We start from the raw sequence: 19,434 nt of genomic DNA, 5'->3' as shown, positions 1-19,434 counted from the left end.
GTTTAAGAACAACAGGGCAGGATGTCCCCTGCCCTGTTGGTTGGTTTCTTTATTATCGGGTTCCGGCCATGCCGCCGCCTGCCGGGTCGGCAAGGAACTGGCAGCTTTCCGGATGGGGTGGCGTGCCTTCGAGGCACTTGATGACATTGACCGAAGACGCCCCGTCGGAATTCATCGCAATACCCGATGCAGCACCATTGCCAATCAGGTCTTCGGCCATGGTGGCGATCTGTTTGGTCGCACCAGCCGGCGTGCCCGTGCCAGCAATGCCGTAATAATATTCCCAGACAAACGGGTTCACCATCAATGCCGGCCCCATCAGCGGGGTAGAAATCATGTTCGCATCCCCCGCAGCCAGGTTAAGGCCAAACGCATCCGCGCCAAGACCCGCACCAAACGGCTTGTTCATAGTGGTGACACAGGCAACCGCATTGGCCGCACGATCCACAACGACAAAGCCACTGCGTCCGGCACTAGCCTGTGCGGCTTCAGAACCCGATGCGATATCCGCCAGATAACGGTTCAGGATATCGGCAAGTTCGCTGCCGTCGGTAATGACCGAAGTGCTGGAATTGGAGCGCGGCGGATAGGCCAGATAAAGCGTTTCATTACCAACCTTGACCTCGGTCGCGGTTTTCCACTGCGGGCGATAGTTGCGCATATCATCGGCGGTAAGTGTGCCGCCCGCCGCAGTGACAGCATTGGCGATATCAGCCCCCAACGCACCGCTATAAAACTCGCCCGGTCCCTTAACGCGCAATGATGTCAGAAGCGCCGCCAGATTAACCGCACGGATACGGTCGCCGACTTCAAGCATCTTGCCATCTGGCATAAAGGTGGCGCGCAATGCCGGACTGGCTTCAATCCGGGCACGGTTTGCCTCGATATCCTTAACCAGTGAACGCGATACCGGCACGCCAAGGCGCGCATATTGTTCGGCAGCACTGATCAGCGAGCCCCACTGCAAACGGCCATAACGTGCGCTCAGCGCATAGAGGCCGCGCGGAACGGTCGGGATGGTGGTTGGCGTCTGATCGGAACGGGTACGCGTGCCCGGACGTGGCCAGAAATCAAGGACTTCGACCTTTTTTGTTGCGCGATCATGCACAACACAAACCCCGCCACCGCCAATGCCGGCAACGGATGGCTTGGTCACGGTCATGGTGGCGTATAGCGCCACAGCAGCGTCCGCAGCCGTACCACCGGCAGACAAAACATCCCGTGCATTCCGGACGGCACGTGGCTCATCAGCGACCACACCACCGAAATAACCGGACACTGCCCCTATTTGACCAAGATTTTCTGTTTCATTAGCACTACATGCGGCAAGACCGGCAGTCATTGCGATTGCGACCGCGATCCGCCATGATGGCTTGCGCGTCGGCACGGAACCGACATCAGTCGAACGAAAATATGGAACGCACATTTTGCTCAGACGCATTATTACTCTCACTGCCATTTTCCTTGTTGCCCTGCCTAGCACGGTTTTCGCGCAGGGTCGTTCTTTTATCCGCGATACAGAGATCGAGGAAACCCTTCGGATGTATGCCACGCCCATTTTCAGGGCAGCGGGCCTCGATCCGAATGGCGTGTCCATTTATATCGTTTCCGACAACAGCTTGAACGCATTTGTTGCCGGGGGCCAAAAGCTTTTTATCAATACTGGGCTGTTGTTAAAAGCAGAGACTCCCGAACAGGTTATCGGCGTTGTTGCCCACGAGACCGGCCACATATCGGGCGGCCACCTTTCACGTGTTCATGACCAGTTGCGCAATGCGTCTGCAATCTCGATTCTTTCCACAATTGCCGGTGTTGCTGCCGGTGTTGCGGCGGGCCGATCCGACGTTGGGACTGCTGCCATTCTGGGCGGTCAGAACGTGGCCACCCGTAACTTTCTTGCCTATTCGCGGACCCAGGAAAGCAGTGCCGATCAGGCCGGTGTGAAGTATTTAACAGAGGCAGGCATTTCGTCGCGCGGGATGCTGGAATTCATGCAGACCCTTGAAGGTCAGGAATTGCTGAGTACCGCAAGCCAGGACCCGTATCTGCGCAGCCACCCGTTGACCGTCGAACGTGTCGATTTCCTTGAAAACTATGTATCCAACTCGTCACTCAAGGATGCCAAGGTCAGCCCGGATATGTATGAGCGCCATGCCCGCATGCGCGCCAAACTGTTTGCCTTTACCAACCATATTCAAAATACGATGCGCACTTATCCCGAAAGCGATACGAGCATTGCCGCACGCTATGCCCGCTCGATCGCCTATTACCGGGATTCACAGCTTGAGCCCGCGCTTGAGATTATCGAAGGGCTGATCGCCGAGGAACCGTCCAATCCGTATTTCGAAGAACTGAAAGGCCAGATTCTTCTGGAATTCGGGCGTGCGCGCGATGCCATCCCGCCACTGCAAAAGTCGGCCGAACTTTCAAACGGTGCGCCGCTGATCCGACTTCTTCTGGCGCATGCGATGATCGAAACCGGCGATGAGGCGTATCTGGCCCCGGCCAAGGAAAACCTGATCGGGGTATTGTCGCGCGAACGCGGCAATGCATCGGCATGGCGGTTCCGCGCTATTGTTGAAAACCGTCTTGGCAATGAAGGCGAAGCATCCCTGTCACAGGCGGAATACAGCCTTTTGACCGGTGACCGGCAAGCGGCGAGCTATCATGCGGTTCAGGCCGACCGGAAGCTTGAAAAGGGCACGGCCACATGGGTTCGTGCGCAAGACATTCTTCAGGCGACCAATCCTGATGGCGTACCGGGCAAGGACGCCGCCAATTGACGTCTTCGCCCGCACTGCGCGCCAAGCCACGGGCCCCGCGCGTCTTCACATCCAGAAGGGTTTTGGCGTCTGTAATGGTCGTGCTGGGATCGCTGAGCATAACAAGTTGCAGCCTGCCCGGTGCTGGTGTGAATGTCAGTGGTGACCTGAAACTTCTGTATGCGCCTTTTTCACTGTCCAACCCGCCGCGCTATTGGCAGGTCAATCAAAAGTCTAACGTGAACCCTGCCCCGCTTGGCTGGGAGGACAAGGACGGCCGCATCGCCCTTGCCGCGCGCCCCGGGATGGGGGCATTTGAAATCGGTCGGCGGACAAATGTGATCGTGCTGGCGTCACCGTTTTTGTCGTTTGACTGGCAATTCAACAGCGCCGCCCAAGTCGGGGATGTTGAACTGGTGCTTGGCTTCCGACGACAGGCACAGGGAAGCTGGACAGAAAGCGACCTTGGATCCGGAAAACCAACCATGGATCAGGAAGTCCGCATCGCCGTTGGCCAGTATGAAGTGCGCTACGGTGAATGGCACCGCGAATATTTTGATCTGGCAACACTTTATCGTCGATATTGGCCCGACGCTCAGGCCGACGAGGTGCGCCTTGTATGGATTGGCATTGTTTCGGGCGATGATCACATCGCCGCACAGAATAGTGTGATACATCTAACGCATATTTTACTTTCACGTTAGCAACGAGATCACGTATCAAAAACCATCACATTTCATCAGGGTCAGGACCACAGCATTACACACTGGCCAGAGACAAAAGGACGTCCAATGAACTCCCATATCGCAAAACGCTTTCTTGCTGGCACAGCACTTGGTATCGGCATGCTGATTGGCGCGCCGGCTGCCTTCGCGCAGGATAGCCTGAGCACTGAACAGAAAACCGAAATCGAAGGCGTTATTGAACAATATCTGCTTGATAACCCGGATGTTCTTTTGCGCGCGATCCAGAATGTCCAATCCTGGCAGGCCGCAGAGCAGTCCCGCCAGCAGGCTGCGGCCATCACCCCTGTCTGGGATGCGCTGGTTGCTGACAGTTCCGTTCCCTCGGTCGGGCCGGTTGATGCGCCGGTGACCGTGATTGAGTTTTTTGATTACCACTGCGGTTATTGCAAGCGCGCCTTTGATGGCGTGAAGGAAATTGCCGAAAACAGTGATGGCAAGGTTCGCACCATCTTTGTCGAATTCCCGATCCTGAGCGAGGAAAGCACCCTTGCCGCCCGTGCCGCACTTGCCGCCGACAAGCAGGACAAATACATGGAAGCGCACGAAGCCTTCATGACCAACCGTGGCCTGCTTGATCAGGAACGTATCAATGAACTGGCAGCGGGTGTTGGCATCGATGTCGAACAGATGCTTGAAGACATGAAGGCGCCCGAAATCACCGGCATGCTGGCACAGTATTCGAGCATGGCGCGCGCCGTTGGCATTTCCGGCACACCTGCCTTCCTGATCAATGGCACGCTGGTTTCGGGTGCAGACATGGAGCGTGTAAATGCGCTGGTCGATGCCGGACTGAAAGACGCATCCTGATCAAGACCACCTGACCAAACACAAAACGCCCACATGTGCAGTTTTGTTGTTTCGCCGTCTTAATGAAAAAGCAAAAGGCCGTTTCATTATCGAAACGGCCTTTTTCATTACAGCTTAACGCAAGAATATCGCCTAGATAATCCCGGCCAGTGGCGAGGACGGATCGGCATATTTCTTTTTCGGCATACGACCCGCCAGGAAGGATTCACGCCCGGCAATGATGGCATGTTTCATGGCGCACGCCATACGGATCGGGTCCTTTGCCCCGGCGATTGCGGTATTCATCAAGACACCGTCACAGCCCAGTTCCATGGCAACGGCGGCATCGGATGCACTGCCAACGCCCGCATCAACCAGAACCGGCACATTGGCGTTTTCCTTGATCAGCGCGATATTGACCGGGTTCAAAATGCCCATGCCAGAACCGATCAGAGAGCCCAACGGCATGATCGCGCAGCAGCCCATATCTTCGAGCATCTTGGCCTGAATAGGATCGTCGCTGCAATACACCATGACATCAAAGCCATCCTTGATCAGGGCTTCGGCCGCCTTAAGCGTTTCGGGCATATTGGGATAAAGTGTGGCCTGATCGCCCAGTACTTCGAGTTTCACCAAATTCCAGCCGCCTGCTTCGCGTGCAAGGCGCAGCGTACGCACAGCATCATCGGCGGTAAAGCAGCCGGCCGTATTGGGCAGATAGGTGTATTTTTTCGGATCGACATAATCGACCAGCATCGGCTGGTTCGGGTCGGTCAGGTTTACGCGGCGCACGGCAACTGTGACGATTTCGGCACCGGATGCCTCGATCGCGATTTTGGTTTCCTCAAAATCCTTGTACTTGCCGGTGCCCACCAGCAAGCGGGACGAGAATTTCTTGCCTGCAACAACGAAACCGTCGTCATCTGCCGCAGCCAGGCCTGCTTCATGTGACCCACCGCCGATAAAATGCACGATTTCAAGTTTGTCGCCATCGGCCAGCCGGGTTTCGCCATAGGCCGTCTTGGGAACGATTTCCAGATTGCGTTCGACCGCGACCTTGGTATGGGCGATTCCAAGCTCGCCAAGAAGTTCGGCAACGTTTCCAGCATTTTCGATGGTGCGGTCTTCACCGTTGATCGTAAGACGCATCTTTCCGTTTCATCCATGTGGTATCAAATTATTCACAATTGCCGCGCAGTATGCGCAGCACGCTCGCCCGAAGCAAGCCGTCTTGCATGGCTTTTTGGTGTCGATGCCCCGGCAAGCTCGCCTTGCTGGTCAATCATGTACCCCGGAAGCACCAGGGCCAAGTTGCAAAGACCAATGCAAAGTTGCGTCAGACTTTGGTCGTGTTATAAACGCAACTCCAAATGTTGGGCATTCAGAAGCGGATTGCTTCGCGGTTCGGGCATTCCTGAACGGTCGAGACACCCTGCGGACTGATGCGCGATGGATGCTTCGAAGCAAGAATGGAAGTGAACGAGTTGACTGGTTTTAAGCAAAACCGACAAGAAGACTCTGGCATTCTTGGCAATGCTAAGGCATATACGCACACATCGGTTGCGATCCTTGAAGCTTTCGCCGCATTGTTCATGGCGAAATTCGGGATTCATCTGTCCAATATTCAAAAGCGGAATGCATTCAGACACGATTTAAACGTCTCGAAAGCTGCAAACGGCATGATCTACGGCTTTGGCTCCCGGAGCACCAAGAACGCCCTGGATGCCATGCGCGGATTGATCCACACACCATCATAAAGATATCGAAATGAGCAAGTTCAACATCGACAATGACGCCATTCGCCAGCTCGCCGAGCTGCTGGACGACACCAATCTGACCGAAATTGAAGTTGCCGCAGGTGACAACCGTATTCGCGTCGCCCGTCAGGGCACCATGGTTGCTGCTGCTCCGGCTGTGGCGCCGGCGGCTCCAGCTGCGTCCGCGCCGGCTGTTGCGGCGCCGTCTGATGCCGCCTCCCATCCGGGTGCGGTTAAATCGCCGATGGTCGGCGTTGTCTATTTTGCACCGGAACCGGGTGCGGCTCCGTTCATCTCGGTCGGCGCAAGCATTGCCGAAGGCCAGACCCTGATGCTGATCGAAGCGATGAAGACCTTCAATCCGATCCGCGCACCAAAATCTGGCAAGATCACCCAGATTATCGCGACCGACGGCCATCCGGTCGAATATGACGAGCCGCTAGTCATTATTGAATAAGCCGGGGTATCAACCGCATGTTCGACAAAATCCTGATTGCCAACCGTGGCGAAATCGCGCTTCGTATTCAGCGCGCCTGCCGCGAAATGGGCATCAAAACTGTCGCGGTGCATTCCACTGCTGATGCGGACGCCATGCATGTGCGTCTGGCCGACGAATCGGTCTGCATCGGCCCGGCAGCATCCAAAGACAGCTATCTGAATATTCCGGCCATTCTTTCGGCTGCTGAAATCACCGGGGCCGAGGCCATCCATCCGGGCTATGGCTTCCTGTCGGAAAACGCCGATTTCGCCTCCATGGTCGAAGAGCATGGCTTTGCCTTCATCGGCCCGACGCCGGAACATATCCGCATGATGGGTGACAAGATCACGGCAAAACAGACGGCCGAAAAGCTTGGCATTCCGTGTGTTCCGGGATCTGATGGTGAAATCACCAGCGTTGACGAAGCCCGCAAATGCGCCAAGGAGATCGGTTTCCCGGTTCTGATCAAGGCATCAGGCGGCGGCGGCGGTCGTGGCATGAAAGTGGTCGAGCGCGAAGAAGACCTTGCCGAAGCATTTTCGATGACCCGTAAGGAAGCATTGCAGAACTTTGGCAATGCTGCCGTTTACATGGAAAAGTACCTTGGCAAACCGCGCCATATCGAATTGCAGGTCATCGGGGATACGCACGGCAACGCCGTTCACCTGTTTGAACGCGATTGCTCGTTGCAGCGCCGCCACCAGAAGGTGCTTGAAGAAGCCCCTTCGCCGACCCTGACGCCGGAAGAACGCGAACGGATCGGTTCCACGGTTGCCAATGCCATGATCGGCATGGGGTATCGCAATGCCGGCACCATCGAGTTCCTCTATGAAAATGGCGAGTTCTATTTCATCGAAATGAACACCCGCCTTCAGGTGGAACACCCGGTCACCGAAATGATTTCCGGTGTTGACCTTGTGCGTGAACAGATCCGCGTTGCAGCTGGTCTTGAGCTGTCATTCAAGCAGGAAGACCTTGAAATTCATGGTCACGCCATTGAATGCCGCATCAACGCCGAAGACCCGCAGACCTTCGTCCCGTCACCGGGCAAGATCAAGGAATATCATGCACCTGGCGGTCTGGGCGTTCGTGTCGACAGCGGTATTTATACCGGTTATTCGATCCCGCCCTATTACGACAGCATGATCGCAAAGCTGATTGTTCATGGTCGCGACCGTGAGGAATGCATGATGCGTCTGCGTCGTGCGCTGGCTGAATATGCGATTGGTGGCATCAAAACCACCATTCCGCTGCATCAAACGCTTCTTGCCAACCCGGACATCCAGAAAGGGGATTATGACATCCACTGGCTGGAAAAGTTCATGGGCATGAATAAAACGCTGTGATCAGCACCTAAGCCAATTTCAAACGGGAACCTTCGGGTTCCCGTTTTTCGTTTGAGATTTAAATCAAAAATTTAATCGCGCTTCCCTATTATAAGGGACCGGTTCAAACTGGAAATGGTGACGACCTTGTCGCATGCGACCGGGTCACACATATGTAAACAACCACCAGAAAAACAGGACCAAAGCAATTATCACTGCGATCATGTCAAACCAGCTGACCCCTGATCTTTTGATCCGCGCCTATTCCGTCGGCCTGTTTCCCATGGCCGAAAGCCATGACGATCCAACCCTGTACTGGATTGATCCGGAGTGGCGCGGCGTCTTGCCGCTTGACGGGTTTCATGTCCCGCGCAGCCTGCGCAAGGCTGTGCGCAAGGGTACCTACAAGATCCATGTCGACCGGGCCTTTCCCGACGTGATCCGCGCCTGTGCGGAGCCCACCGATACCCGCGACGACACCTGGATCAACAGCAACATCCTTGATGCATATTGTGCGCTTCACAAGATGGGCTGCGCGCATTCGATCGAGGCATGGAAAGACGGCGAGCTGGTTGGTGGTTTGTATGGCGTCAGTCTGGGCAAGGCGTTCTTTGGTGAAAGCATGTTTTCACGCGCGACAAATGCGTCAAAAGTCGCCCTCGTTCATCTGGTCGCGCTGATGCGTCAGGGGGGCTACAGCCTGCTGGATACGCAGTTCGTCAATGATCACCTCAAACAGTTCGGGGTCGAAGAAATCCCGCGCGAACGCTATCGCAACGAACTGGCGAAAGCATTGACCGGGCGCGCCAACCTTCCGTTTGAAGTCGATCCCGAAATCCTTGAAGAAACCCTGACAGGCGGCGATAGTAAGCCACACTCGCCGTCCTGAGTTCCACCGAGCCGATTGCCCTTCACGCCAAGACGAGCACGCCATGCAAATTCGCCCCGCCACCGAACAAGATGTTCCAGCAATTCTTGATATTGTCGCCCCCATCCTTCGGGCCGGGGATACCTATGCCATTGATAGCAATATGAGTGACGACGACGTCATTGCCTATTGGATGGGAAAGGACAAGGTCACACTGGTTGCCGAGGAAGATAGCAAGATCGTTGGCACCTATTACATCCGCCAAAATCAGGGGGGCGGCGGATCCCATGTTTGTAATTGCGGCTATATGACATCCCCTGCGGCCAGTGGCCGGGGCATTGCGCGGCGCATGTGTGAAGATTCGCTGATCCGTGCCAAGGATCTTGGATACCGCGCGATGCAGTTCAATTTCGTCATCGCCAGTAACGCCGCCGCCGTTCATCTGTGGCCGACGCTTGGGTTTGAGATTGTCGGTCGCCTGCCCGGTGCCTTCATGCACCCGACATTGGGCGAAACCGATGCATTGGTGATGTATCGCAAGCTGTAAGCAGCACAGATACCAAGAAAGAAAAAGGGCGGGAACCATCTGGCACCCGCCCTTTCTTGTTTTCTTAAGCGGGTTCAGATCAGAACAGGAAGCGCACGCGAAGGGTTCCTTCGATCGCCGAGAGTTCCTTGCGAACGCCCTCGCCCGGTTTGATTTCCTCGTCGACCTCGACCACCACATAGCCAACGCCACCTTCGGAACGCAGGTACTGACCGCTGATGTTGATGCCACGACGGGCAAACACATCGTTGATCTTAAGCAGCACGCCCGGAACGTTGCGGTGAATGTGCATGAAGCGGGTGTGGGTGCGGTCCTTGACCGGAAGTGATACTTCCGGGAAGTTCACAGCCCCAAGGGTCGATCCGTTATCGGAATAGGTGATCAGCTTGTCAGCGACCTCGATCCCGATATTTTCCTGGGCTTCCTGGGTCGAACCGCCGATATGCGGGGTCAGGATAACGTTGCTCATACCGCGCAGCGGGCTTTCGAATTTTTCATCCTTGCCGGCCGGTTCGACCGGGAAAACGTCAATCGCCGCACCGGCCAAATGACCGCTTTCAAGGGCAGCAGCCAGATCTTCGATCACGATGACATTGCCACGTGCCGCATTGATCAGGTGTGCGCCCTTTTTCATCTTGGCGAGCTCAGTCGCCGTGATCATGTTCTTGGTCTGCTCGTTGGCCGGAACATGCAGCGACACCACATCGGATCTGGCAAGCAGTTCATCCATCGACGAACAGGAATTGGCATTGCCCATGGCAAGCTTATTGATAACGTCAAAATAGATGACATTCATGCCAAGCGATTCCGCCAGCACCGAAAGCTGCGAACCGATATGGCCATAGCCGATGATACCAAGCGTCTTGCCACGTGCCTCGTATGAGCCATGGGCATTTTTCAGCCAGTCGCCTTCATGAGCGGCTGCGTTACGTTTGGGAATACCACGCAGCAGCATAATGATCTGACCCAGCACAAGTTCGGCAACCGAACGGGTGTTGGAATACGGTGCGTTAAACACCGGGATACCGCGCATCGCGGCAGCCTGCAGGTCAACCTGGTTGGTCCCGATGCAGAAACAGCCGATCGAGGTCAGCTTGGACGCAGCTTCGATAACGTCTTCGGTCAGTTTGGTACGGGAACGAATGCCCAAAAAGTGCGCTTCGGAGACAACGGACTTCAGTTCGTCCGCGTCGAGCGCAGCAGGGTAATGGTCGACATTAGAGTAGCCGGCCTCTTTGAACATCTTTACAGCGTTTTCATGGATACCTTCGAGCAGGACAACCTTGATCTTGTCCTTCTCCAACGAAAGTTTGCTGTTCACGGCGCACCATCCTTTTCTTCGCGAGGGCGACACGGGAAAATCCCCGAGCCGTTTTCAGACCCATTCCAAATGGCCTGTGGCACAATGAAATAGGACTTAGATGCGCTTCCGTCAAAGGCTTTCCCTTGCGTAAATGCGCATTGCGCCTATCTTCTGAACGCATATACCGGCTAATGCGTATAAAAATAAGGCCTCGAGAGTTAAACCGGGCGCCATGGGGACCATCTGCAGGAATTCAGATTTGGCTGTCGAAATCAAAACCGTCACCGATATTCATCAAATCGGACAGGCCCCGTGGGACAAGTGTGCCGGGTTTGACAACCCGTTTGTCAGCTTTGCCTTCCTGTCCGCCATGGAAGACAGCGGATCAACCACCGCCGAAACCGGCTGGCAACCGTTTCACCTTGTCGCAGAAGATGAGACTGGTGATGTCATCGGGATTGTGCCGCTTTATGTCAAAGGCCATTCTTACGGCGAATATGTTTTCGACTGGTCATGGGCGGAGGCCTATGAACGTGCCGGTGGGCGCTATTACCCCAAACTACAATCGGCTGTGCCCTTCTCCCCGGTGCCGGGCCCGAGGCTGCTTGTCGCCAAGGATCACCCAGATCCTGATAGCGTGCGCAACGCCTTAATCAGCGGCATGACGATACTGCCTGAAAAGCTTGGCATGGCGACCCTGCATGTCACGTTTTGCAGTGGCGATGAAAGCCAACTGATGGAACAGACAGGTTTTCTCTCGCGCACGGGCATACAGTATCACTGGCGCAATCGTGACTATCAGAATTTCGATGATTTTCTGGGAGCACTGAATTCGCGCAAACGCAAAAACCTGCGCAAGGAACGCAAGCAGGTTCTGGAGGCCGGATACAGTTTCAAGGCACTGCGCGGGGATGATCTGAAAGCCGACCATTGGGACCGGTTTTATCATTTCTATCGCGATACTTCTGATCGCAAATGGGGACAGGCCTATCTGACGCGGGAATTCTTCGATCTTCTGCATGATCGTATGCGTGATCGCACGGTTCTTGTTTGTGCGTTCAATGACGGCGAAATGGTGGCGGGTGCCCTTAACTTGATCGGGTCGGAAACCCTGTATGGGCGCAACTGGGGTACGATTGACCGTACGCCGCTTCTGCATTTCGAAACCTGTTACTATCAGGCCATTGATATTGCGATTGAGCATGGCCTTAGAACCGTCGAGGCCGGGGCACAGGGCGAACATAAAATCCAGCGGGGCTATGAACCGGTAATAACCCATTCCGCCCATCTGATTGCTGATCCGGGACTGAAACGCGCGGTCGCGCAATTTTTGACCCAGGAGCGCAATCACATCAGTCAGGACCGCGATTACATCCTTTCCGAACACAGTCCCTATCGCAAAGAACCATCAGGGTCGTAGCCCAGCACCGGTGCCCCAAACAAAAAAGGCGCGGGAAATTCCCGCGCCTTTTGGATTGATATGTCTTAGGCGTTAGACGGTACGGACGTCATTCAGGAAGCCGTTGACGTGACTGCGAAGTTCGTCATTGGCGGCCGCCAATCGTCCGACACTGTCAAGCTGACCACTGGAAAGGTCACCACTCTCGGTGGTTGCACTGGCGACGCTTTTGACTGCATTTGTGATGGCAACGTTACCGTTCGCGGCCCCTTCGACACTGCGCGAGATTTCCTCGGTTGCAGCGCCCTGCTCTTCAACCGCACTGGCGACAACCGACATCAGTTCATCAATCTTGTTGATGGTGTCGGCAAAGCCACGCACAGCCTCGGCAGCAGCGCCGGTTTCGCTTTGCATCTCGGCAATCTTGGCCGTGATCTGTTCGGTTGCCTTGACCGTCTGGGATGCAAGGTTTTTGACTTCACCGGCAACCACGGCAAAGCCTTTGCCGGCTTCACCCGCACGAGCGGACTCGATGGTTGCGTTCAAGGCCAACAGGTTGGTCTGATCGGCGATATCACTGATCAGATTAACCACCTCGCCAACGCTTTGTGCCGCTTCATTGAGTTTTTCAACACGCTCGTTGGTGCGCTCTGTCTGACCGACCGCTTCCTGCGTGATTTCGGTCACGCGGGCAATCTGCGAGGAAATCTCGGAGATAGAGGCCGACAACTGAGCCGTCGCAGATGCCACGGTTTCGATGTTTGTCGAGGACTCCTGGGCCTGCTCGGCCACATCCTGCGCATCCCGGTTGGCGCGTTGTGCGTGTGATGTCAGCGTCTCGGATGCCGAACGGACATCATCAAGGGCGGCATTCACCGCATGCAAAACATCCTGGATTTTTTCGTCAAAGCCCTTGGTAAGCGTTCCCATGCGCTGGCTGCGTTCAACCTGACGCTGGGCTTCGACTTTTTCCTGTTCGGCCATGCGGGCACGTTCACGTGCGTTTTCCCGGAAGACCTCAAGCGACTTGGCCATGGCACCTACTTCATCGGTACGCTTCATATCAAGCGTTTCGATATCAAGGTTGCCAGCAGCCAGTTTACCCATCGCGTCCGTCATTTTACGGATTGGCGTCGCAATCATCCGTGACAGAGTGCCCCCGAACAAAACCGCCATCACAATCAGAAGAACAACACCAACACCGAGTGTGACCTCGAAGATTCGCATGGCTTGGGCAACTTCTGCCTCAACATCAAGGATCATCTGATCGATGTTTTTGGCGAGTGCACCCGCAATCATAGTGACCTGATCAGAAAGTTCGCGCGGCTCGCCGGACGCTTCAATCGCGCGGGCATGGTTAACCGTCAGGTAGTGATGCATCAGCTCAGCCTGCTGCGCGGCGATTTCTTCCCAGCGGTCAATCGCCCCGTCCATCTCTTCGATCAGGGCAGCAACTTCTGGACTGATTGATGCATAGGTCTTCAGGACGTCAGTGCGAATGTCGATTTCTTCGAGCGAGTTTTCATAACCCGACAAACCAGCACGATCACCGGTCGTTAGAAAGTAGATAAGTTCCTGACGCGCAACAAGATAGGCACGGTCAAGGTCGCGATAATCACGTTCAAATTTAGAAAGGTAATCACGTTGATCATTGGCGTTGCTGACTTGCATGGTGGAAAAAACGCCTGCAACGGCAACCATCAGGATTACGGCAATCATAATAGCAAAGCAGCTCATCAGCTTTGCCGGGATAGAGAGGTTCTTGAAGAATTTCATCACATTTCTCCCTACAGACCGCGGCGACGCGCGAGTTCATTGAGATTGACCTCAACGGTCACGGCACCGATCGGCTGACGATCTGCATTGCTCATGGTCATGTTGAGCTGGGCAAGCCAGGCATCAGCCCCCTCGTTATATTCGGCCTCGTCGATAAACACAGCGTCGGGACCGTTTGGATAGGTATTCTGGAATTTCGCTTCGTCACCCTGCCAGAAATCAGATGTAATAGAGCTTTGCCCGACATTCAGGCCAACGGCATCCATCACAAAGATCTCGGCAAACATACCACCGGAGCGTGCCTGGACTTGTGTCAGGTAGCTCGACAACGGATTGGTCAGAATTGCGGCAACCAAAGGCTGATCTTCTGCTTCGCGTTCGGCGCGCCACTGCAGGTCGGCCGCATCAATCTGCTCCTGCGTCATGTCCTTGCGCAGCCTGTTCTGCGAACTGATGGACAACTCAACAACCGGATTGGCCAACCATTCCCGGATATCCCTGATCACGTCATCAGTAATGAGTGCATTTGGATCCCCCGGCAACTCTGCCTTGGCGAGAGCTGCATGCGGCAGAACAAATACTGCTGCTGCGAGTATCCCGGCCAAAGCCACACCACTCTTGGATATCATTCGTTTCACTCCCCAGTCTATGCCAACGGCGGATAGAGACTATCTTTTAGTATAGATTCTTATACAAAAGACATAATCCGAATACAACCTTTTTTAGAAACCACGGCAAAGTGAGACCGCGCGGGAGGAACTTCCACATTTTCTATATGTGGATTGCGCGCATAGAAACAACATGCGACCGGGCAGACATGGCGGTTGGGAGGAAGCCAGAAATCAGGCAAGAAAAAAGCGGCGGTAAAAACCGCCGCTGAGTTTGGTTGGGACACGAGCAAACTGCAGAAGATTACGTTGTTCCAGGCGCGAAACGCGCCCCTGCAAAGAACAACTGTCCATGCTGTCATAAGCAGGATGCGTGCCAACTTTATAACTCCCTCAAAAAACCGTGGTTTTTCGGGAAATTCCGGTCGCCATCCCACATGACTGAAATACATTACCTGATAATCTTTGCATTTCAAAATGCAAAGATTGCAAAATGCGAATTAATAAGTTTGCATTTTGCAAAAATATACTGGAGACAATTAGATCTGCGTAATTTTCAGTAAGCTTATACACCTACTTAGCGCGTTTTTTCTTCGTCCGATTATTGAAGTTCAGGAGCGCTGGTGCCTTCTCGATGATTTCCTCGAGAATGGATTTCGCGATCTCAAGGTCGTCCTTTGCAGAGTCGTCGAGCTGACTGATATAGCGCGGATCGGAGATCATCCGCTCTGCCTCATAAAGGGTCCTGAGTTCACTTTGGAACATTTCGCGCGCACCAAGCGGCAGGTTTTCCTTTGCACTCATGACAAAGAAGAATTTCAGGCTCGTTTTGATGACAATCCTGAGCATAACAACCTGAAGCTTGTGAAACTGTTTTTCCAGCTCTTCTTTTTTGGGATGGGATTCGAGCTTGTTCATCCGCTCCATAATCACCAGAGACAACGCCTTGAAGTTGTCGACTTCCTCACGAAACGGTCGATAACCGGTGACGTCGGACTTGTCGGCGTTCTTTTCAAGCGTATTGGCCAGCGCGATCAACTTTCGCGCACGCAGCTCAAGTCTGGATAGGAACTCCTCGACTTCGTTCCGAAATTTTCGTTGTGCAGCCTGGCTCATGATATTCTGGCGTTCTTTATATGATTATGCCCGGGGAACGATATCCCCGGGCACCAATCTATACTGCCAATCATTAACAACAACCTGAAAACCGAAAAAGGTCCATTTTAACCGGCCATTTCCGGATCTTTTTTCTGTTGTTTCTCGCCATTCTCATCTTCCGGATAACGGAAGGTGACAGCATCGTCTTCGATATCGACCAGCACAGCCCCACCCTTCGAAAGCTTGCCAAACAGCAACTCTTCGGCGAGCGGTTTTTTGACGTGTTCCTGAATGACACGGCCCAACGGACGCGCCCCGAAGGCCGCATCGTAGCCGCGCTCTGCCATCCAGGCCCGTGCTGCTTCGGTCAGTTCGATCGAAACATTGCGGTCCGCCAGCTGTGCTTCAAGCTGCAGGATGAACTTGTCGACAACCATCTTGACGACTTCCGGCTGCAGGTTGGCGAACGGAATAACCGCATCCAGACGGTTACGGAATTCCGGCGAGAAGGTACGCTTGATTGCCTCTTCGTCTTCGCCAACACGCATTTCACGTTTGAAGCCGATCGGCGGCTTGGCCATGTCGGATGCACCGGCATTGGTCGTCATGACCAGCACGACATTACGGAAATCGACCGTCTTGCCATTGTTATCGGTTAGTTTGCCATGATCCATGACCTGCAGAAGAATATTGAACAGGTCAGGATGAGCCTTCTCGATCTCGTCAAGTAGCACAACCGCATGCGGATGCTGATCAACGGCATCGGTCAAAAGACCACCCTGGTCAAACCCGACATAGCCGGGAGGCGCACCAATCAGGCGTGACACGCTGTGGCGCTCCATGTACTCGGACATGTCAAAGCGGATGAACTCAATCCCCATGACCGTCGCCAACTGCTTGGTGACCTCGGTCTTACCAACGCCGGTCGGGCCCGAGAACAGATAACTGCCAATCGGTTTTTCCGGTTCACGCAGACCTGCACGGGCCAGCTTGATCGCACTGGCAACTGCTTCAATTGCCTTGTCCTGACCAAACACAACCGTTTTCAGATCACGCTCAAGATTTGCCAGCGCCTTGCGGTCATCGGTCGAAACCGATTTTGGTGGGATGCGGGCGATCTTGGCGACGATTTCCTCGACGTCACGTTTGCTCACCGTGCGTTTGCGTTTGCTTGGCGCGACCAGCATGCGCGATGCGCCAACCTCATCAATCACGTCAATTGCACTATCTGGCCGCTTGCGGTCACTGATGTAGCGCGATGCCAATTCAACCGCTGAACGCAGGGCTTCGTTGGTGTATTTGACCTGATGGTGCTCCTCGTAATAGGGCTTAAGCCCCTTGAGGATCTTGACGGTATCGGCTTCTGACGGTTCCTCGACATCGATTTTCTGGAAACGACGCACAAGGGCGCGGTCCTTTTCAAAGTGACCCCGGAATTCCTTGTAGGTGGTTGAGCCGATGCAACGCAGCGACCCGCTTGCCAGTGCCGGCTTCAGAAGGTTCGAGGCATCCATTGCCCCGCCCGACGTCGCACCTGCACCGATCACGGTGTGAATTTCATCAATGAACAGAACAGCACCTTCGTACTCTTCAAGTTCCTTGACCACAGCCTTCAGGCGTTCTTCGAAGTCCCCGCGATAACGGGTTCCTGCCAGAAGCGCGCCCATATCAAGGGCAAAGATCGTTGCGTTTTCAAGAACCTCGGGCACATCGCCATCATTGATACGGCGCGCGAGCCCTTCGGCGATGGCGGTTTTACCAACGCCGGGATCACCAACATAAAGCGGGTTGTTCTTTGTACGACGGCACAGAACCTGAATGGTGCGGTCAATCTCGTTCTGGCGACCGATCAGTGGATCGATCTTGCCGCTCTGCGCCTTGACATTGAGGTTCACACAATAGGCCTTAAGCGCCTCGCCCTCGGCCGGACCGCTTTCGTCGCTTTCTGGCGACATGCCTGCAACCGGCTCTTCATCGGCACCGCGCGGGATGCGGCGCTCATTGAGTTCGGTCGCCTTGGCGATACCGTGTGAAATATAGTTTACCGCATCAAGACGCGTCATATCCTGGAGTTGCAGATAGTAAACCGCGTGCGATTCCCGTTCAGAAAACAGGGCAACAAGCACGTTGGCACCGGTCACTTCCTCGCGACCGGAAGACTGGACGTGGATTGCAGCCCGCTGGATCACGCGCTGGAAACCGGCGGTCGGTTTGGGGTCCACCAGACGCGCACTGATCAGGCCGGAAAGCTCGCTATCGGCGAATTCCAGCAGATCGGAGCGCAGCCGATCAATATCAACCCGGCAGGCCTTCAGCACTGCCAGCGCATCCTGATCTTCGGTCAGCGATAACAGAAGATGTTCAAGAGTGGCATATTCATGCCTGCGCTCCGACGCATATGCGAGCGCACGGTGCAGGCTTTCCTCAAGATTGCGCGATAGCATATGTCACTCCTTCTCTAAGGTACACTGCAGCGGATGCTGGTTCTGGCGGGCCAGGTCCATGACCTGGTTTACTTTGGTCTCTGCGATTTCGTAGGTGAATACACCGCACACTCCGACACCCTTGCGGTGCACCTGAAGCATGATCTCGGTGGCTTCTTCACGTCCCTTTTCAAAAAACCGTTCCAGTACGTGAACGACGAACTCCATCGGAGTATAGTCGTCATTCAGCAACAGCACCTTGTACATGGACGGCTTTTTGGTCTTGGGCCGTGTCTTTGTTACGATCCCCGTGTTCGGCAGATCAGTGCCGTCATTATCCTGTTCAGTCATCGTCTACTTACCGGAACCCTTATTTCCTGCATGATCTCCATGATAGGTCATTGCCAAACTCTTTCAAAGTCCGCTACGCGGTTCTCACTAGGAATTTATTGTGCATCCGAGTTTCGTTCGTTGTCCATCTTCGATTCATTTAGGCTGCGAATAACGCACTGCAAGATCAGGCGACAAACTTCGTGATTATTGTCACTCCAAAATTATCCGAGACGCGAAAAGATACATAAAAAAACGGGCATGGCTAAAAGCCATACCCGCTTGGGATTGGAAGGTGCTGGGATATCCAACATGCATCCATTGCCTCATTTCAGCGCAACATTCGTTGCCTTGCTAATGGCATTCAAGCCGTCCGAAAAGGCCGAAAACATCAGTTCCTGCATCTTTTCACCTTCGGCCAAACTGCTTTCATAGCAGCGATTGACGATGCGTGAATGCAGCTCCTGAAGGTCTGCAAGGCTTTCAACCTTGGTCAGCTCATCAAGATCTTCCTGCGAGGCTTCAAATTCTTTTTGCATCCAGGTTGAAAGCTCGGTGCCAATGCCACCGGTCTTTTCAAACATCGCCATGGTTGCCTGCCAAACTTCCTCGAAACTTTTCTTCTGGGTATCAAGCAGCTCTTCATACTGAGCAGCAACACGTGACCCGGCACCGGAAAAAACATCGGCCTGACCGGTCATAGTTTCAAAGATCTTGCCGAATGCCTCATTGGCAGCAGAAACACTCTCTTCGAAGGCTTCATTGCCAGCAGTGACCATTGCTTCGACCTCTGGCGTCTTCCAAAGTTCGAAATAGGGCTCCATCCCCGTTCCGTCGATGAACAATGCACCAAAGCCAAAAACGTCGCCCTGTTTTGGCTCTGCCTTCGGTTTGGCATCAACCGGCTTTGCGGTTGCGGTCGACTTGGATGGGGTTTGGGTCGTGGTCGGCGTTGCCGCAGGCTTGGAGACAGCAGACTGAGCCGCCACGGTTGCCGGTGCAGCCGATTTCTCAGACGTCGCGGGTGCCGCAGCCTTCGGCGCAGGCGCAGATTTCGATGCCGTACTTGCCGGTGCAGCAGCAGCCTTTCGCGGCGCCGACTTGGCAACGGTTTTCTTTTTCGGGGTAGCAGAAGCGGCAGACTTGCTGGTTGCCGTAGTTTTGGGTTTCGTGCTCACAGTATTGGCCTTTTCGCTTTTGGTGGGGGATTTGGGCGCTGTCGACTTGA

At 54.4% G+C, this 19,434-nt stretch carries 18 protein-coding genes; 9 read left to right on the top strand and 9 right to left on the bottom strand.

Annotated features, from left to right (window positions below; translation table 11 throughout):
- Positions 1-52 precede the first annotated feature (52 nt).
- The gene (locus AC5Q5A_RS11075) at positions 53-1,441 is read right to left on the bottom strand and encodes a gamma-glutamyltransferase (RefSeq protein ID WP_493895299.1); all 1,389 of its coding nucleotides are present in this window, start codon (positions 1,439-1,441) and stop codon (positions 53-55) included.
- Here AC5Q5A_RS11075 and AC5Q5A_RS11070 point away from each other — a divergent pair.
- The 3 genes from AC5Q5A_RS11070 to AC5Q5A_RS11060 all read left to right on the top strand — a co-directional run bounded on the left by AC5Q5A_RS11070 (position 1,374) and on the right by AC5Q5A_RS11060 (position 4,315).
- A complete protein-coding gene (locus AC5Q5A_RS11070; RefSeq protein WP_338179712.1) occupies positions 1,374-2,783 on the top strand; it encodes a M48 family metalloprotease in 1,410 nt (469 codons plus the stop codon). The genes AC5Q5A_RS11075 and AC5Q5A_RS11070 overlap by 68 nt on opposite strands.
- Positions 2,780-3,466: a hypothetical protein gene (locus tag AC5Q5A_RS11065; RefSeq protein ID WP_493895298.1), complete on the top strand. Its 687-nt coding sequence runs from the start codon at positions 2,780-2,782 to the stop codon at positions 3,464-3,466. The genes AC5Q5A_RS11070 and AC5Q5A_RS11065 overlap by 4 nt, the downstream gene beginning before the upstream one ends.
- A gap of 87 nt (positions 3,467-3,553) precedes the next feature.
- The gene (locus AC5Q5A_RS11060; RefSeq protein ID WP_493895297.1) at positions 3,554-4,315 is read left to right on the top strand and encodes a DsbA family protein; all 762 of its coding nucleotides are present in this window, start codon (positions 3,554-3,556) and stop codon (positions 4,313-4,315) included.
- A gap of 132 nt (positions 4,316-4,447) precedes the next feature.
- Here AC5Q5A_RS11060 and thiS read toward each other — a convergent pair whose 3' ends face one another.
- Positions 4,448-5,443 (bottom strand): sulfur carrier protein ThiS, encoded by a 996-nt coding sequence (gene thiS, locus AC5Q5A_RS11055; RefSeq protein WP_493895296.1) that lies wholly within the window; start codon positions 5,441-5,443, stop codon positions 4,448-4,450.
- Between the two features lie 320 nt (positions 5,444-5,763).
- Between thiS and AC5Q5A_RS11050 the strand changes: the two genes are divergently transcribed.
- The 5 genes from AC5Q5A_RS11050 to AC5Q5A_RS11030 all read left to right on the top strand — a co-directional run bounded on the left by AC5Q5A_RS11050 (position 5,764) and on the right by AC5Q5A_RS11030 (position 9,269).
- Entirely contained in the window at positions 5,764-6,051 is a 288-nt protein-coding gene (locus AC5Q5A_RS11050) for a type II 3-dehydroquinate dehydratase (RefSeq protein ID WP_064789769.1), read from the top strand.
- A 10-nt stretch (positions 6,052-6,061) separates the two neighbouring features.
- The gene (locus AC5Q5A_RS11045; RefSeq protein ID WP_210519553.1) at positions 6,062-6,508 is read left to right on the top strand and encodes an acetyl-CoA carboxylase biotin carboxyl carrier protein; all 447 of its coding nucleotides are present in this window, start codon (positions 6,062-6,064) and stop codon (positions 6,506-6,508) included.
- A 17-nt stretch (positions 6,509-6,525) separates the two neighbouring features.
- Positions 6,526-7,875 carry an acetyl-CoA carboxylase biotin carboxylase subunit gene (gene accC, locus AC5Q5A_RS11040; RefSeq protein ID WP_008890611.1) on the top strand — a complete coding sequence of 450 codons (1,350 nt, stop codon included), beginning with the start codon at positions 6,526-6,528 and terminating at the stop codon, positions 7,873-7,875.
- Between the two features lie 202 nt (positions 7,876-8,077).
- Positions 8,078-8,743: a leucyl/phenylalanyl-tRNA--protein transferase gene (gene aat / locus AC5Q5A_RS11035; protein WP_064789837.1), complete on the top strand. Its 666-nt coding sequence runs from the start codon at positions 8,078-8,080 to the stop codon at positions 8,741-8,743.
- Between the two features lie 43 nt (positions 8,744-8,786).
- Entirely contained in the window at positions 8,787-9,269 is a 483-nt protein-coding gene (locus AC5Q5A_RS11030) for a GNAT family N-acetyltransferase (protein WP_493895295.1), read from the top strand.
- A 79-nt stretch (positions 9,270-9,348) separates the two neighbouring features.
- On the opposite strand, the gene serA is transcribed toward AC5Q5A_RS11030, so the two are convergent.
- On the bottom strand, positions 9,349-10,590 hold the full coding sequence (gene serA, locus AC5Q5A_RS11025) for a phosphoglycerate dehydrogenase (RefSeq protein WP_493895294.1): 1,242 nt from the start codon (positions 10,588-10,590) through the stop codon (positions 9,349-9,351).
- A gap of 241 nt (positions 10,591-10,831) precedes the next feature.
- Here serA and AC5Q5A_RS11020 point away from each other — a divergent pair, with 241 nt between their 5' ends.
- Positions 10,832-11,992, top strand: a complete 1,161-nt coding sequence (locus AC5Q5A_RS11020) for a GNAT family N-acetyltransferase (protein ID WP_493895293.1) — start codon at positions 10,832-10,834, stop codon at positions 11,990-11,992.
- Positions 11,993-12,064: 72 nt separating this feature from the next.
- Here the strand turns inward: AC5Q5A_RS11020 and AC5Q5A_RS11015 are convergent, their stop codons facing one another.
- From AC5Q5A_RS11015 to AC5Q5A_RS10990, 6 genes are all read right to left on the bottom strand, one after another.
- On the bottom strand, positions 12,065-13,747 hold the full coding sequence (locus tag AC5Q5A_RS11015; protein WP_493895292.1) for a methyl-accepting chemotaxis protein: 1,683 nt from the start codon (positions 13,745-13,747) through the stop codon (positions 12,065-12,067).
- 11 nt (positions 13,748-13,758) lie between these two features.
- Entirely contained in the window at positions 13,759-14,376 is a 618-nt protein-coding gene (locus tag AC5Q5A_RS11010; RefSeq protein WP_493895291.1) for a hypothetical protein, read from the bottom strand.
- 552 nt (positions 14,377-14,928) lie between these two features.
- On the bottom strand, positions 14,929-15,471 hold the full coding sequence (locus tag AC5Q5A_RS11005; RefSeq protein ID WP_064789762.1) for a hypothetical protein: 543 nt from the start codon (positions 15,469-15,471) through the stop codon (positions 14,929-14,931).
- A 107-nt stretch (positions 15,472-15,578) separates the two neighbouring features.
- The gene (gene clpA / locus AC5Q5A_RS11000) at positions 15,579-17,897 is read right to left on the bottom strand and encodes an ATP-dependent Clp protease ATP-binding subunit ClpA (RefSeq protein ID WP_008890602.1); all 2,319 of its coding nucleotides are present in this window, start codon (positions 17,895-17,897) and stop codon (positions 15,579-15,581) included.
- 3 nt (positions 17,898-17,900) lie between these two features.
- A complete protein-coding gene (gene clpS, locus AC5Q5A_RS10995) occupies positions 17,901-18,227 on the bottom strand; it encodes an ATP-dependent Clp protease adapter ClpS (protein ID WP_008890601.1) in 327 nt (108 codons plus the stop codon).
- A gap of 305 nt (positions 18,228-18,532) precedes the next feature.
- Positions 18,533-19,384, bottom strand: coding sequence for a phasin family protein (locus tag AC5Q5A_RS10990; RefSeq protein ID WP_493895290.1), 852 nt, complete (start codon positions 19,382-19,384; stop codon positions 18,533-18,535).
- Between the last annotated feature and the right edge of the window lie 50 nt (positions 19,385-19,434).

It is taken from the genome of Thalassospira sp. CA1, from assembly GCF_059052855.1.
The sequence above is the reverse complement of the archived record's forward strand: the minus strand, read 5'-3'. Positions and strand labels throughout refer to the sequence as shown.